General features: G+C 44.4%; 14 protein-coding genes. 4 read left to right on the forward strand and 10 right to left on the reverse strand.

The genetic code is table 11. From position 1 onward, the window contains the following. Positions 1-17: 17 nt before the first annotated feature. The 4 genes from DCMF_RS21285 to DCMF_RS21300 all read right to left on the reverse strand — a co-directional run bounded on the left by DCMF_RS21285 (position 18) and on the right by DCMF_RS21300 (position 3,597). Positions 18-674, reverse strand: coding sequence for an acetyltransferase (locus tag DCMF_RS21285; RefSeq protein ID WP_148136288.1), 657 nt, complete (start codon positions 672-674; stop codon positions 18-20). Positions 675-763: 89 nt separating this feature from the next. Further along, entirely contained in the window at positions 764-1,402 is a 639-nt protein-coding gene (locus DCMF_RS21290) for an acetyltransferase (protein ID WP_148136289.1), read from the reverse strand. 62 nt (positions 1,403-1,464) lie between these two features. Continuing rightward, a complete protein-coding gene (locus DCMF_RS21295; protein ID WP_148136290.1) occupies positions 1,465-2,595 on the reverse strand; it encodes a DegT/DnrJ/EryC1/StrS family aminotransferase in 1,131 nt (376 codons plus the stop codon). Positions 2,596-2,697: 102 nt separating this feature from the next. Continuing rightward, positions 2,698-3,597, reverse strand: a complete 900-nt coding sequence (locus DCMF_RS21300; RefSeq protein WP_148138017.1) for a glycosyltransferase — start codon at positions 3,595-3,597, stop codon at positions 2,698-2,700. Between the two features lie 287 nt (positions 3,598-3,884). On the opposite strand from DCMF_RS21300, the gene DCMF_RS21305 reads away from it, so the two are divergent. Together DCMF_RS21305 and rfbB are read left to right on the forward strand one after the other, a co-directional pair. Next, positions 3,885-4,946: a glucose-1-phosphate thymidylyltransferase gene (locus DCMF_RS21305; RefSeq protein ID WP_148136291.1), complete on the forward strand. Its 1,062-nt coding sequence runs from the start codon at positions 3,885-3,887 to the stop codon at positions 4,944-4,946. A 34-nt stretch (positions 4,947-4,980) separates the two neighbouring features. Beyond that, positions 4,981-5,970: a dTDP-glucose 4,6-dehydratase gene (gene rfbB / locus DCMF_RS21310; protein WP_148136292.1), complete on the forward strand. Its 990-nt coding sequence runs from the start codon at positions 4,981-4,983 to the stop codon at positions 5,968-5,970. A 120-nt stretch (positions 5,971-6,090) separates the two neighbouring features. On the opposite strand, the gene DCMF_RS21315 is transcribed toward rfbB, so the two are convergent. From DCMF_RS21315 to DCMF_RS21330, 4 genes are all read right to left on the reverse strand, one after another. Then, complete coding sequence (locus tag DCMF_RS21315) at positions 6,091-6,327, reverse strand: acyl carrier protein (RefSeq protein WP_148136293.1); 237 nt, start codon at positions 6,325-6,327, stop codon at positions 6,091-6,093. Between the two features lie 3 nt (positions 6,328-6,330). After that, positions 6,331-8,046, reverse strand: coding sequence for an HAD-IIIC family phosphatase (locus tag DCMF_RS21320; RefSeq protein WP_148136294.1), 1,716 nt, complete (start codon positions 8,044-8,046; stop codon positions 6,331-6,333). Next, on the reverse strand, positions 8,043-8,771 hold the full coding sequence (locus DCMF_RS21325) for an SDR family NAD(P)-dependent oxidoreductase (protein ID WP_148136295.1): 729 nt from the start codon (positions 8,769-8,771) through the stop codon (positions 8,043-8,045). Before DCMF_RS21325 ends, DCMF_RS21320 begins: the two co-directional genes overlap by 4 nt. Positions 8,772-8,846: 75 nt before the next feature. Then, entirely contained in the window at positions 8,847-9,260 is a 414-nt protein-coding gene (locus DCMF_RS21330) for a MaoC family dehydratase (RefSeq protein WP_214658794.1), read from the reverse strand. Positions 9,261-9,451: 191 nt separating this feature from the next. Between DCMF_RS21330 and DCMF_RS21335 the strand changes: the two genes are divergently transcribed. Next, complete coding sequence (locus DCMF_RS21335; RefSeq protein ID WP_148136297.1) at positions 9,452-10,042, forward strand: DapH/DapD/GlmU-related protein; 591 nt, start codon at positions 9,452-9,454, stop codon at positions 10,040-10,042. A 15-nt stretch (positions 10,043-10,057) separates the two neighbouring features. On the opposite strand, the gene DCMF_RS21340 is transcribed toward DCMF_RS21335, so the two are convergent. Both DCMF_RS21340 and DCMF_RS21345 read right to left on the reverse strand, forming a co-directional pair. After that, positions 10,058-10,864 carry a flagellar motor protein MotB gene (locus DCMF_RS21340; protein ID WP_148138018.1) on the reverse strand — a complete coding sequence of 269 codons (807 nt, stop codon included), beginning with the start codon at positions 10,862-10,864 and terminating at the stop codon, positions 10,058-10,060. Next, on the reverse strand, positions 10,851-11,663 hold the full coding sequence (locus DCMF_RS21345; protein WP_148136298.1) for a flagellar motor protein: 813 nt from the start codon (positions 11,661-11,663) through the stop codon (positions 10,851-10,853). Before DCMF_RS21345 ends, DCMF_RS21340 begins: the two co-directional genes overlap by 14 nt. A 525-nt stretch (positions 11,664-12,188) precedes the next feature. Here DCMF_RS21345 and DCMF_RS21350 point away from each other — a divergent pair. After that, a complete protein-coding gene (locus tag DCMF_RS21350) occupies positions 12,189-12,392 on the forward strand; it encodes a TOBE domain-containing protein (RefSeq protein ID WP_214658795.1) in 204 nt (67 codons plus the stop codon). Positions 12,393-12,405 lie beyond the last annotated feature (13 nt).

Genomic DNA, 12,405 nt, shown 5'->3' on the forward strand with positions numbered 1-12,405 from the left:
TAATGGTCAATGGTCTTTTATACTTCCGGTGAATTTAAGAATTTAATTGGCTTGGCCGGCACACCTACTGCGGTGCAATTCTCCGGCAGATTATTGATCACCACGGCTCCAGCCCCGATGATGCTCCACTTGCCGACAATTTTTTTGGGAATCACAACTGCTTTGGAACCGATTTCACATCCTCTGCAAATCCATACGTTGCCGGAAAGGGTGATGTCCCAATACAGAGTAGAATAATCATCGATGATAGCATCATGCCCAATCCCGCACCCGGGACTGATGGTAACATAATTACCGATTTTCGTATTGACGGAGATAAAAGAATTCCAACAAATAATATTGCCGTACCCTATTTCCATGTATTTATTCATTTTCACAGTGGGATGAATTAAATTAGGGTAATCTACACGGTATAGCAAGGATTTATTGATCACCGCATATTTATCTCTGGCATTTCCAATGGCACAGACAACTGATATTTTTTTGCGTTTTTTCTCGAACCAGTTAAAGCCGCCCAGAACCTTAGTGTCATTGATCAACGTGCCATGCTTTTCCGGGGTTTCATCGATAAAGCCTAATAAATGCCATGTTTTTTGATCTTCATTGATTTCGCGTATCAGTTGTGCAACCTCTCGGCCGAAGTTACCCGCCCCTATCACAACGATATCTTTCATATGCCAACCTCTCAGTATTTAAAGATGGTTCTGTCTTGTTTTGGGGAAATCCATGGGACCCCCTGTCTTACGCCAGTAATGATGAATCGTTAAAATTTCATGATCTTGGAAGGCCGGGACATTACCACAACACCGTCCTCCACATCAAAATTCACCACGGACCCCATACTGATTTTTGCTTTCTGGCCAATTCTTTTCTTTTCCATGATGACACAGTTGGAACCAAGAAAAGCCCCTTCCTGAATCACCACATTCCCGGCAATAATACAGTTCACCAGACAGGATGCATAATCCTGGATCACCGTATCATGACCAACAACACTGCGCATATTGAGAAATACATGGCTGCCTATGACGACGTTCACTGAAATAATGCAGTCGATGCCGATAATAGAACCTTCTCCGACAAGGGCATTTTTGGCGACTTTTGCAGAGGGATGAATTAAAGTGGCAAAATTGAAATGATAGTCTTTGATGGTTTGATGAATTTTTTCTTTTGCCGACGGGTCGGCTATGGCAAGGACCATATATGTATCGGGAGCCAAATCTTTTAAGAGCTTCTTTGTGCCTAATACCTGATAACCGTTGATCGCTTCTTGCTGAGCACCTTTGATGTCATCAATATATCCTTTGATTTTCCAGGTGGGCTTAACCTCATTGATATCCTCAATTAATTCCACGATTTCCCTTGCCATTCCCCCAGAACCGTATATCACAATATTTTTCATATTGACCTCCGTTGCTCATGATGAAGGAAAAAAAGTTTACTTATGTGGGCAGGTTCCCCTGCTTACCTGAGGGATCTGATGATGGTGCAAATTTTTTCTACAGCACTGTGGGGCAATTGTCCATATAAGGGAAGAGCAAGTACAGTCTCCGCGATCCGATTGGCCACCGGCAGTCTTTGCCTGTCCGCTGAGGGAAGATCCCGGTAACAAGGGAAATTGCTGCATAAGGGGTAAAAGTATTTACGGGTAATAATATTGTATTCTTTTAATTTTTCATATAGTTCGTCTCTCGATAATCCGTATTCTTTTTTATCAATCTGAATCACAAAATAGGGGTAATTAGCGAAAACATTTTCGCTTTCTTTCATGGTTTTGATGCCCGGAACATCACTTAACATTTGGCGGTAAAGGGCGGTGATTTCTTTGCGCCGGGCGATTTCTTCCGGTACCTTGTCTAGCAGCAGGATACCGACAGCGGCCTGTAATTCATTGAGTTTCCCGTTGGACCCGGGCTCTGCGACATGATCCGTACCTCTGATGCCAAAGTTTTTTAATGAATCCGCCCTTTCTTTGAGATACGGGTGATTAAATGTCAAAGCGCCGCCTTCCACGGTATGATAGATTTTTGTGGCATGGAAACTGAACATGGATACGTCGCCGAAGGAGGCGATATCCTGCCCGTTTATTTTGACGCCAAAAGCATGAGCGGCATCATAGAGTACCTTGAGGCCGTTTCTTTCCGCCACATCCTGAAGCTTTACCACGTTACAGGGCCGGCCGAAAACATGGACGGGAAATAGGGCGCTAGTTTCCGGTGTGATTAACGATTCCACCAAGTCAGGATTCATATTGAAGGTGTCTTCCTCAATATCGCAGAAAACGGGCTTAAGATGATTCCAAGCCAAGGCATGTACCGTTGCAGCAAATGTAAAAGGAGTCGTGATTACTTCTCCCGACAGTCGTAAAACCTGGCAGGCCAACTGCAAAGCTACGGTACCGTTGCAAAAAAGGGAGAGATAAGGGACGTGCAAAAATTCGGCTAATTCTTTCTCCAGTTGTTGAACCATCTTTCCATTGTTGGTTAATTGCTTGCTGTCCCAGATTAATTTCACCAGTTTTGTCAATTCTTCAATACCGGGCAATAAAGGTTGACTGACATAAACCGGTTGGGAAAAAGGCTCCAGTAAGTTCATTTTGCCCACTCCTCGTAATAGGGTCAGGGGACACACCTCTCTATGGGTATTCCTCGATTACTGAGGAATGTCCCCAACTTATGTTACCGATGTTCTTGATCGTTAGTTGGCGTTGTCAATATAAAACCGGAAATTTTCCAGCGCCCAGTTCAGATTAAAGATGTGATTGGCCAGGGCGTTGCCATCGAGGGCAGAGGCGCAATAGACCGGCCGGGCTCCCGTTTTCATATCTTTGAAGGTTTCTATCAGTTTCCAGTTAAATTTTTTTACAAATTCATGGTTCTTGTACAATTTCTCGTAAATGGTAAAACAGGTATTGCGGTATTTATCAAGATGACACTGGCTTTCATAGGGGCAGTTGTGGCATTCAATTGTTTGGGGCATGCGAATGCTGATACTGGGAACAAAGCCCACTTTGAAAGAGGTAAAATGACTTACCCGGAAACAGAGTTCGATGTCGCCGAACCCATTTTCCTCACTCCAGTAGCCGATCTCTTTAATTAGTTCCGGTCTTAAGCACTGGCAGCATCCGGGGAGAAAGGCCCCGTTGGGATCTACAGAATTCTTGTCAAGCTCCAGATACAAGGCGCCATTTTTTAATTGGGGAGTGACCGGGGGAAGGTCCTGGGGATAGGGATATCCTCTTTGTACGCCGAGAAGTCCCACTTCGGGAAATTCCTCAAATACCTTCATAAAACGAGAAATCCAATCTTTTGTTTCAATATGAACATCATTGTCCACCGCGATGAAATACTGGTCGGGTCTTCTGTGCGTGAGATTCAAGTTTAAAGCATATATTTGTCCTGAATTGACTTGGACACGGGTCTTGGATTTGATCCGAACGTCTTGAACGCTTTGCAGGTAGTCCCAGGTGCCGTCATAAGAATTGTTGTCGATAATGTGCATTTCAAAATCATCTGTTGATTGCAGGATGGCGGGAAGGTTTTGTACGGTCAGGCCTAAACGGTTAAATGTAATATAGCTGAGCAGAGGAGGAACCATCAAGTCTCATTCCCTTCGTTTGAGTTTGTTTATGTAAATTACAATTTATATTATGTACAAGTGATTTCAGGTGTGACAAGTTTTCGCGGAACATCTTAAGGCGGAAAGGGGCGTATTTCCTGAAGCGGAGCGGAACGGGAATACGCCTGATGTGCCTTCAGCACCCGGAATGTCTCCGCACCGTACAAAAATTTTGGGGATGTCCTCAGACTATGCACCTTCCTTTGCTTTGCACAATAGTATATGAATAGGTTGGCTTAGGTAAAGACGGAGCGGAGGAGGGCATTATGAAAGCTTTAGTATTAAGCGGCGGCACCGGCACCAGATTAAGACCCTTGACTTACACAAGCCCCAAACAGTTAATTCCCTTGGCAAATAAACCGATTATTATCCATGTGATAGAAAAAGTGGTTCAGGCCGGGATTCATGACATTGGGATCATAGTAGGAGACAGTCAGGAGGAAATAAAAAAGGAAGTGGGTGATGGGGGAAGATGGCATGCAAAAATTAGCTACATTTATCAATCCCTGCCCCTGGGGCTGGCCCATGCAGTAAAAATCGCGGCGCCATTTATCGACGGCAATGACTTTTTAATGATACTGGGCGATAACATCTTCAGTATGGAACTGAGCGAATTTATCGGTAATTTTTATCTCAGAAGGGTGAATACTTCTGTATTGCTGCATCAGGTAGACAAGCCCGCCCAATTTGGGGTTGCTGTTGTAGAAAACGATCGTATTTTAAAACTGGTGGAAAAACCGAAGGAATTTATCAGTGATTTGATTCTTACCGGGGTATATCTATTCGACAAAAGTATTTTTGCTGCCATTGATCAAACTGTGCCGTCCGCACGAGGAGAATTGGAAATAACCGATGCGATCCAAAATCAATTACAACAGGGCGGGAAGATTACCTATGATCTGATCAAAGGCTGGTGGAAAGATACCGGTAATGAGCAGGATATCCTGGATGCCAACCGGCGCATCCTGGATGATATGGAAAATGAAATGCCTGAGATTTCAGATGCCAATTCTGTTTTAGCGGGGAAATTGCGCATCGGCAAAAATGTGGCGATCAGCAATAGTACGATTATGGGACCTGCGGTGATCGATGAGGGTTCCGTGATCACCAACAGTTTTGTCGGTCCTTATACGTGCATCGGTAAAGGAGTAAAAATCCAGAATTGTGAAGTGGAAAATTGTATTATCCTCTATGGGGCCCAGCTGGATAATGTGCGTAAAAGGATCAGCAACAGTCTGATCGGAAAAAATGCGGTGATCAAATCCTTTAATAAGAGACCTTTTTCCAGTGCTTTTGTGGTCGCGGATGATAGTAAAATTCATTTATAAATAAAACCAAATTATAATTTATGGAGGGCGAGTAATGAAGATTTTGCTTGTCACAGGAGGAGCCGGATTTATCGGCAGTAACTTTATTCGCTACTTTCTAAAAACCTGTAAGGATGTTATTGTCGTCAATTATGACAAACTTACTTATGCGGGCAATCTGAATAATTTAAGCATAATTGACGAGGACCCCAGGTATTATTTTGTCAAAGGTGATATTTGCGATCAGGAACTGGTGCAACAGGTCTTAAATGAATATGATCCGGATTATATCATCAATTTTGCGGCAGAATCCCATGTGGACCGGAGTATTGACGGGCCAACCGTATTCGCGGAAACCAATGTGCTGGGGACATTAAATTTACTGGAATGTGCCCGGAATTATTGGATGAAAGATAGTCAAGCCGGCAGCAGAAGGTTTGTGCAGATATCTACCGATGAAGTCTATGGAAGCATTGAAAACGACTGGGACTGTTTTACGGAAAATTCCCTCTACCTGCCCAACAGCCCCTATTCCGCATCAAAAGCAGGCGCCGATTTACTGGCCCGGGCCTTTTATAAAACATTTGGTTTCCCGGCGATTGTGACAAGGTGCTGCAACAACTATGGATCACACCAGCATAAAGAAAAATTTATTCCCACCTGTATTATTCAAGGGCTGAAAAATAAGCCCATACCCCTGTATGGAGACGGCACCAATGTGCGGGAATGGATCCACGTGATGGATCATTGTGCGGCTATTACCCATGCCCTCTTCTACGGGGCCCCGGGGGAGATCTATAATATTGGCAGCGGGGAAGAGCTGTCCAATCTCTCTTTGGCCCGTTTGATCCTGGAAAACCTGGGCAAGGGCCCGGAATTAATCCGTAAAGTAAATGACCGGCCCGGCCACGATAAACGGTATGCTTTAGACAGCAGCAAGGCTCATCACGATTTAAAATGGTCCTGCACCTATCAGTTTAAACAAGGTATCGCCGAAACGGTCCAATGGTATCGGAACAACCAGTCCTGGTGGGAAAACTGTTAAATGTGAAACGAGAAAAAGGGGCCAGATTCGGGCCCGGGCGCCGGTTGCTGTGCGTATAAAAAAACCGGCGACAGAATATGAAAAGCTGCGTGGTGTTCCCAGCAGCTTTTTTCGTTGCCCTTAAGTGGTGTGAGCGGCTTTTTGCATTAATATGGTATAAATATGACCCAGATTTTTGAATTCCGTGGCTTCATCCATGGTAAACTCGATGCCGTATTCATCCTCCAATGCAGAGATCACTGCCCAGTGGTTGAGGGAATCCCATTCCGGCAGAGTTTCCGTGGTGGCGTCTTCTGTGAGTTTGGCGGGATCAACATGAAGAATTTGAGATACCAGATCTAAAAATTTTTTATCCATAATTCACTCCTCATTTTCTAAAACAAAATCGATATAAGGAATGTGCTCTAACTTTTGCTCTGTGCTGATGCGATATAAAGTTCCCTTTTCATTGACTGACTCCGGAGAAAAGCCGGCCTGGGCATAAAAGTTTTCGTTGGCCCGGTTTTTTTCCGTTCTCAGGTAGAGGCCGAATACAGTTTTAATGCCTTTTTCCTTGAGCAGGGAAACAATTTTGTTCATCAAAGCATACTCCACATTTCGGCCCAGGACGCGACAGCTCATTAAAAAGGTGTCGATATGGGCAGTGTCGTCTTTTAACTCAATAATACACACGCCCACGATGCCGTTGTCGCCGAATTTATCCAAAACCGTACAAGAAAAAACCAAAAAGTTATTTGAACGGGCCATGTTTTCAATCTCGGTTTGGGTGTAACGTTTGGTGGTCATGTTAAATTGATTGGTTTTTTGTGTAAGCTGCGCGATGCGCGGGATGGAAAAGCTGTTTGCATGCTGCAAAATTACCTTGATTTGGAGGCTGGCCAGATAATCCTCCAGATTCTGAAACTGCTGCTGGGACTCAAGCCTTTTTTGATTGGCCTCATACATCTGGTTCCTGTTCAGGTCCTCGTCGGTGATTTTAAAGAACTCAAATTCAATCATCTTTTTTAATGTATCGGCATATTTGCTGGTATCATCCGGGACATCGGCTACGGTTACTTCAGGCAGCATGGATTTAACGTATTCTCTTTCCACCGGATTATCGTCAAAGAAAACCATACTGTCCATGCCGATATTCAATTCTTGCGCAATTTCTTTGATATTCGCCACTTTATCCTGCCAGTTCATTCTCAAAGAGGAAAAATGGTGTTTGCGTAAAACCATATGGGGATGGTTTTCTATGATCTCCAAGGCGTCTTCCGCATTGTTTTTGCTGTTCACGGCCAAAATAATTCCTTTATGATACAGGTTGAGGATTTCCCTTTGGAAATCATAGAAGCTTTTTCCCGGTCCGGCGAGATCCAGCTTAATACCGGAAATGCCGTCTTCTCCGGCCACTCCCCCCCAAAGCGTGTTGTCCAGGTCCAGCACAAGACATTTCTTTGTCATGAATTTAAAGGGTGCAATATAGCGCATGTATTCTCTGACCAGGATTTTCGTAAAGGGAAAGGAGATGGTATTTTTGGCGATGTAATACATTTTGGGATCTGTCGCATTTTCATAGCCAAAGTGGGCGCACAAGCCGCCATAATCGAACAAGTAAACATAATCCTTATCCTTTGCCCACTCTCCCAGCTTCAGGTTGAGCAGCGCAATCATGTCTTTTAGGCCCGGGTAATTTTTGCTGTCCAGAATACCGAGGGGTGAAAAATAGGGTATTTTAAAGTTGTGTAAAATTATTTTCGTGGCGCTGTTGGTATGGATGCTGTCCACAACTGCGGTGATGGATTCAAAAATCGATTCCATCAGGGCATATTTTTTTTCTGGACTGCTTGTTAAGGTGGTAAATGTGTACCAGTCGGGAAACAATTCGCTGCCTTCCAGAAAAAGTACGGTAAGCTCCGGCTGGGACCGGTAAAATCCGCTCTCGGTGTTTAAGGTCTCCTGATGATACTGGTTGTAAGGGCAATTATAGATGTTTGCCCCAATATCATTTTTTTTACATTCTTCTTTCAGGAACCGGGCGAGATAATCTGTGGTACAGTTGCCCAGAAAAGCAATATTGATCGATGCTTTCATAAAAAGGTTTCGCCTCCGTTAACAGGGATATTGACTCCATTGAGAAAATTGGCATCTTCGGAAATAAGGAATTTTAACACGCCGGCCACATCTGCCGTTGTGGCCAGTCTTTTCATGGGATGCCTCTGACCGGACACTTCCAGGAATTTTGGGGGCAAGTAGGCGGTAAGTTGGGTGGACATCATGCCGGGAGAAAGCATATTTACCGTAATCCCGTATTTACAGAGCTCTGCGGCGGCCGCTTTGGAAAGGCCCAACAGGGCATATTTGGCCGTAATATAGAAAGAAAGCTTTTCCGGCGGCACATTCAGCACATAAGAGGACAGGATATTAATCATTCTTCCGTATCCCTGTGTTTTCATGATCTCTGACACTTCCCGCATAAACAGATAGGAACCTTTTACGTTTACATCGATGAGATCCTGAAATAGGTTCCAGTCTGATGCAAGAAAGTCACCGGGTTTAAAGGAAGGGCAGGCATTGTTGACAAGTACGTCAATTCTTCCCTGGCTTGCCTGGATTGTTGAGACACAATATGCGATTTCCCCTTCATCCCTTTGGTCGCATCTCATGGCAAATGCGCCGGGTGGGGTTTTCACCATGGTCCCCGGAGGTTCTATATGTGTGAAATACACGCAATTATCTCCCTCGGCGCACAGGGTATCCACAAACTTGGCCCCCAAACCACTGCTGCCTCCGGTAATTAAAATTACTTTTTTTCCCAATGGACTACTCCTTTCTCCTTAACTTCGCCCCTTGCTTTCCCGAAACCCGGATCCCGAAAAGCCCTTTGGGCTTTTTTACTTGACAGATACCTTTACTGTGCCTCGGGAAACTTTTTGGCCCAATTGATTAGTAATTTCTATTTTCATCACAATAATATTGAGGCCTAAGGCATTTGTTTGCACCTGGTCGGTTACTTTCCCGGTAATCTTGATCCTATCGCCGATCCTTACCGGAGAAATAAAATCGATGGATTGAGACAGCCACAGGGCTCCTGGCCCGGGTAAGTGCATGCCGATCAGTGTAGAGAGAAAGGAAAGGATCAGCATGCCGTGCACTACCCTGGACCCTAACCCATGCTCCAGGCAGTACATTTCATCCATGTGAACAGGGTTGTAATCTCCTGAGAAGTCGGCAAAATCCTTTACCATTTCCGGGGAGATCGTTTTTTCCAACGAAAAGGTATCACCAGTCTTGATCATGACGGACATATTCCTATACACCTCTTTCTCTATATATGTTATGGGCTTGTTCGGAAAAAGGTTCATAGGAGATGGGAACAATCCTTATGCACACAAATAGATTGCTCCTTCATATGATATGATACAAGGTTGTACATTTCATAAAGGGTTTGGGCAGCATCATTAGCCAGATTGTTTGCTTAGGAAGGGTGAATTTGGGCATGAATTATATCGACAAATCGGTTCAGGGAATACGGCAGTGCCGGGTGGGGTATTTTTCGGTACTCTTGGCAGACGTAATTTTGGGGAAGAATGTGCAAATCGGCAATCATGTAACGGTTTATCCCGGGACGGTGATTGGAGACCGGGTGATCATAGGGGACAATTGTACATTGGGTGCGCAGCCGCGCCTTTTTGACACGAGTGGGGAGAAGGCCTCCGGCGTCTTGCGGCCGTTACGCATTGGAGCCGATACCATCATCGGTTCCGGAGCAGTTATTTGTGCAGGGGTAGCGATTGATGAGCATGTTTGGATCGGTGATTTGACGTGCATCAAAGAAAAATGCCGGATTAAAAAGCAGGTCATCATTGGTCCGGGTGTTTTTATCGAGAGCGGGGTCAATCTGGGGGAGGGCGCTCAAATTCAGACCCGGGTATATTTAAGCGCCCATACGGATATTGCAGACGGAGTTTTTATCGGACCGATGGCAAGTGTGCTTCATGATAAAGTGATCGTGGGCAGGGGGGCTTTTGTACATGGGGGAGCAAAAATAATCACCGGTGTAGAACCGGGTGCGGTAGTAATGCCATAAACATTCCGGAAAAAATCAGGGTGTCTTTGTTTGATTGGGCTCCCACTGGTTGTATTCCGATTTCATAATGACAATATCCACTCTTCTGTTCAACTGCCTATTTGGGCCCGAGTCATTTGGCGCGATGGGACGGTACTCACCGTAGCCGATGGCGGAGATTTTATCAGGGGAAATCCCTACGTCGGCAACGAGAATTTGCAGGACCGTGGTGGCCCGAAGTACAGAAAGTTCCCAATTGGACGGAAACCGGGCGTTATGGATGGGGCGGTTATCCGTATGTCCTTCTACCCGTATTAAGTTGGGGAGTACTTTTAATATTTCCCCAATTTTTATGACGGTCTTTTTTTGGTCCGCATGCAGTTCTGACGAACCGGAGTCAAAAAGGGCCGCATTACTTAAACTGACTACCAGGCCTCTTTCGCTCACATAATGGCTCACGACTCCCTCCAGGCCGTTTTCCTTAATAAAGTTGTCCAATATTTTTTCCACTTCTTTAAAGGCGTTTTGATCAACGGAATCATTGGTTCCATAAGTGGGGGTCCGATTTACATATAGAGAATTTGGGGTTACTTGGGTGGAGGGAAAAGTTTCACCTGCCGAAATACCGGATACCATACTTGGCCCGGAGGAGCCTTTCAGGATATACTGGGTCCCGGTAAGGGTTTTGCCCAGGGTTTGGGCCAACATTTCAAATTTTGCCGCATCAATCCTGCTCATAGAATAGAGGATGACAAAAAATATCATCAGCAAAGTAATAAAGTCGGCATAGGACAGAAGCCATCTTTCCGTGTTGTCTTTTTCGTGTTCCTCAGGCCGCCTCATTAGCTTCACGTTCTTTCATCGTATTTGAAGTCTTTTCTTTCGTTCTTTCAATCAGGAAGGTTTTGAGTTTTCTTTCTAAAGTGAGGGGATTTTCCCCCCCTTGAATCGCCAAGGTTCCTTCCATAATCAATTCTTGGACAAGTCTTTTTTGGGCAGAGAGCCCCTTCAGCTTGTAGCTGATGGGAAGCCAGAACAAGTTGGCCGAACTAAGACCATAAAAGGTAGCAATAAATGCTACAGCAATGGCGGGCCCTAATTTATCCGGCTCGCTCAGATTGGATAAGACGTGAACCAATCCCATCACAGTGCCGATAATACCTAAGGTAGGGGCATACCCGCCGGCTACTTCAAATATACCGGCATTTTTTTTGTCCACCATATAACTCAGTTCAATTTTATTCTCAATTATTTCCCGGAAAACCTCCGCTTCGGTGCCATCCACCGCTAATTCCAGGCAATCCTTCATCAGAGGGTCAAATTTGTTTAAATTTTCTGAATTAGTCTCCGCTTCTAAACTTAAAAGTCCTTGAGCCCGGGCCTTTCCGGAAAGGGTGACCAGATATTGAATGATTTCTTCCGTATTGTTTTGCTCTTTTTTGATCACCTTCATGACCAGGCTGGGAATCCTGGCGATCTCTTTCATGGTATGAGAGGCCATGGTGGCACCGATGGTTCCTCCGAAAACAATTAAGGCAGCAGTTTTGCTGAAAAGAGCATTAAGATGTCCTCCATCCAGTACAAAGGCGAGGGCGATACAACCGAATCCCAATAATATCCCTAACGGTGTAGAAATATCCATTTATGCACCATCCTTTGCTAAAAAACGACATAATTATCTTACTATATACTAGCATATTTTTCCCGCCTAGTCAGTAAAATACTTTGCCAATTTGTTAAATTAGCTTATAGGCTTTGTTAAATGATTAATTGCCTTATATATTATTATCGTTTCATTTTTGCTGTTCTTTACAGGGGTTGACAGGAAAAACCTAAAATTGTCCTTTTAATTTTCTTTTTGGTATTTAGTAAGGATGGCTCCCTCATTTTATTTGGTTAGCCGGAGAATGAAATAAATAAAGAATACCCAAAGGGGGATGCTGAAAACAATACCCCAGAATAACCCGATAAAAAGGTTTTGCGGGTGATCCGTGTCGATCATGGAGAATTCCTCCCAGTTATTTGACATTTCTTTCCCTTATTATTTCCTGAATCAGCTGTTTTAAGACTTTTGATGCCGGGTCAGAAATTTAGTTATTTATACAATATGCTTGAATGGAAAGAAAATAGGGCATGCTAATAGAAAATTAGGATGGGAGGAAATAGTATGAAGGTTAGCGGGCGTAATCAAATCGGCGGGCGTGTTGCGAAAGTGGAACGTGACGGGCTGATGGCCAAGGTGACAATTGATGTGGACAGATGTACCATGACATCGGTGATTACGGGAGATGCCGTAGATGATTTGAATATTAAGGAAGGGGACCAAGTGTCCGCTTTGGTAAAATCTACCTCCGTAATGCTGATGAAATAAAAAAAGCCCCACC

Source organism: Candidatus Formimonas warabiya (assembly GCF_002777255.1).
GTDB lineage: Bacteria > Bacillota > Dehalobacteriia > Dehalobacteriales > Dehalobacteriaceae > Formimonas > Formimonas warabiya.

What these genes read in the sequence shown, in the direction of transcription:
- DCMF_RS21300 (WP_148138017.1), bottom strand. Translation starts at nt 3,597, where the DNA reads ATGGTTCCTCCTCTGCTCAGCTATATTACATTTAACCGTTTAGGCCTG.
- DCMF_RS21315 (WP_148136293.1), bottom strand. Translation starts at nt 6,327, where the DNA reads ATGGATAAAAAATTTTTAGATCTGGTATCTCAAATTCTTCATGTTGAT.
- DCMF_RS21285 (WP_148136288.1), bottom strand. Translation starts at nt 674, where the DNA reads ATGAAAGATATCGTTGTGATAGGGGCGGGTAACTTCGGCCGAGAGGTT.
- DCMF_RS21290 (WP_148136289.1), bottom strand. Translation starts at nt 1,402, where the DNA reads ATGAAAAATATTGTGATATACGGTTCTGGGGGAATGGCAAGGGAAATC.
- DCMF_RS21340 (WP_148138018.1), bottom strand. Translation starts at nt 10,864, where the DNA reads ATGAGGCGGCCTGAGGAACACGAAAAAGACAACACGGAAAGATGGCTT.
- DCMF_RS21305 (WP_148136291.1), top strand. Translation starts at nt 3,885, where the DNA reads ATGAAAGCTTTAGTATTAAGCGGCGGCACCGGCACCAGATTAAGACCC.
- DCMF_RS21330 (WP_214658794.1), bottom strand. Translation starts at nt 9,260, where the DNA reads ATGTCCGTCATGATCAAGACTGGTGATACCTTTTCGTTGGAAAAAACG.
- DCMF_RS21320 (WP_148136294.1), bottom strand. Translation starts at nt 8,046, where the DNA reads ATGAAAGCATCGATCAATATTGCTTTTCTGGGCAACTGTACCACAGAT.
- DCMF_RS21335 (WP_148136297.1), top strand. Translation starts at nt 9,452, where the DNA reads ATGAATTATATCGACAAATCGGTTCAGGGAATACGGCAGTGCCGGGTG.
- rfbB (WP_148136292.1), top strand. Translation starts at nt 4,981, where the DNA reads ATGAAGATTTTGCTTGTCACAGGAGGAGCCGGATTTATCGGCAGTAAC.
- DCMF_RS21350 (WP_214658795.1), top strand. Translation starts at nt 12,189, where the DNA reads ATGAAGGTTAGCGGGCGTAATCAAATCGGCGGGCGTGTTGCGAAAGTG.
- DCMF_RS21345 (WP_148136298.1), bottom strand. Translation starts at nt 11,663, where the DNA reads ATGGATATTTCTACACCGTTAGGGATATTATTGGGATTCGGTTGTATC.
- DCMF_RS21295 (WP_148136290.1), bottom strand. Translation starts at nt 2,595, where the DNA reads ATGAACTTACTGGAGCCTTTTTCCCAACCGGTTTATGTCAGTCAACCT.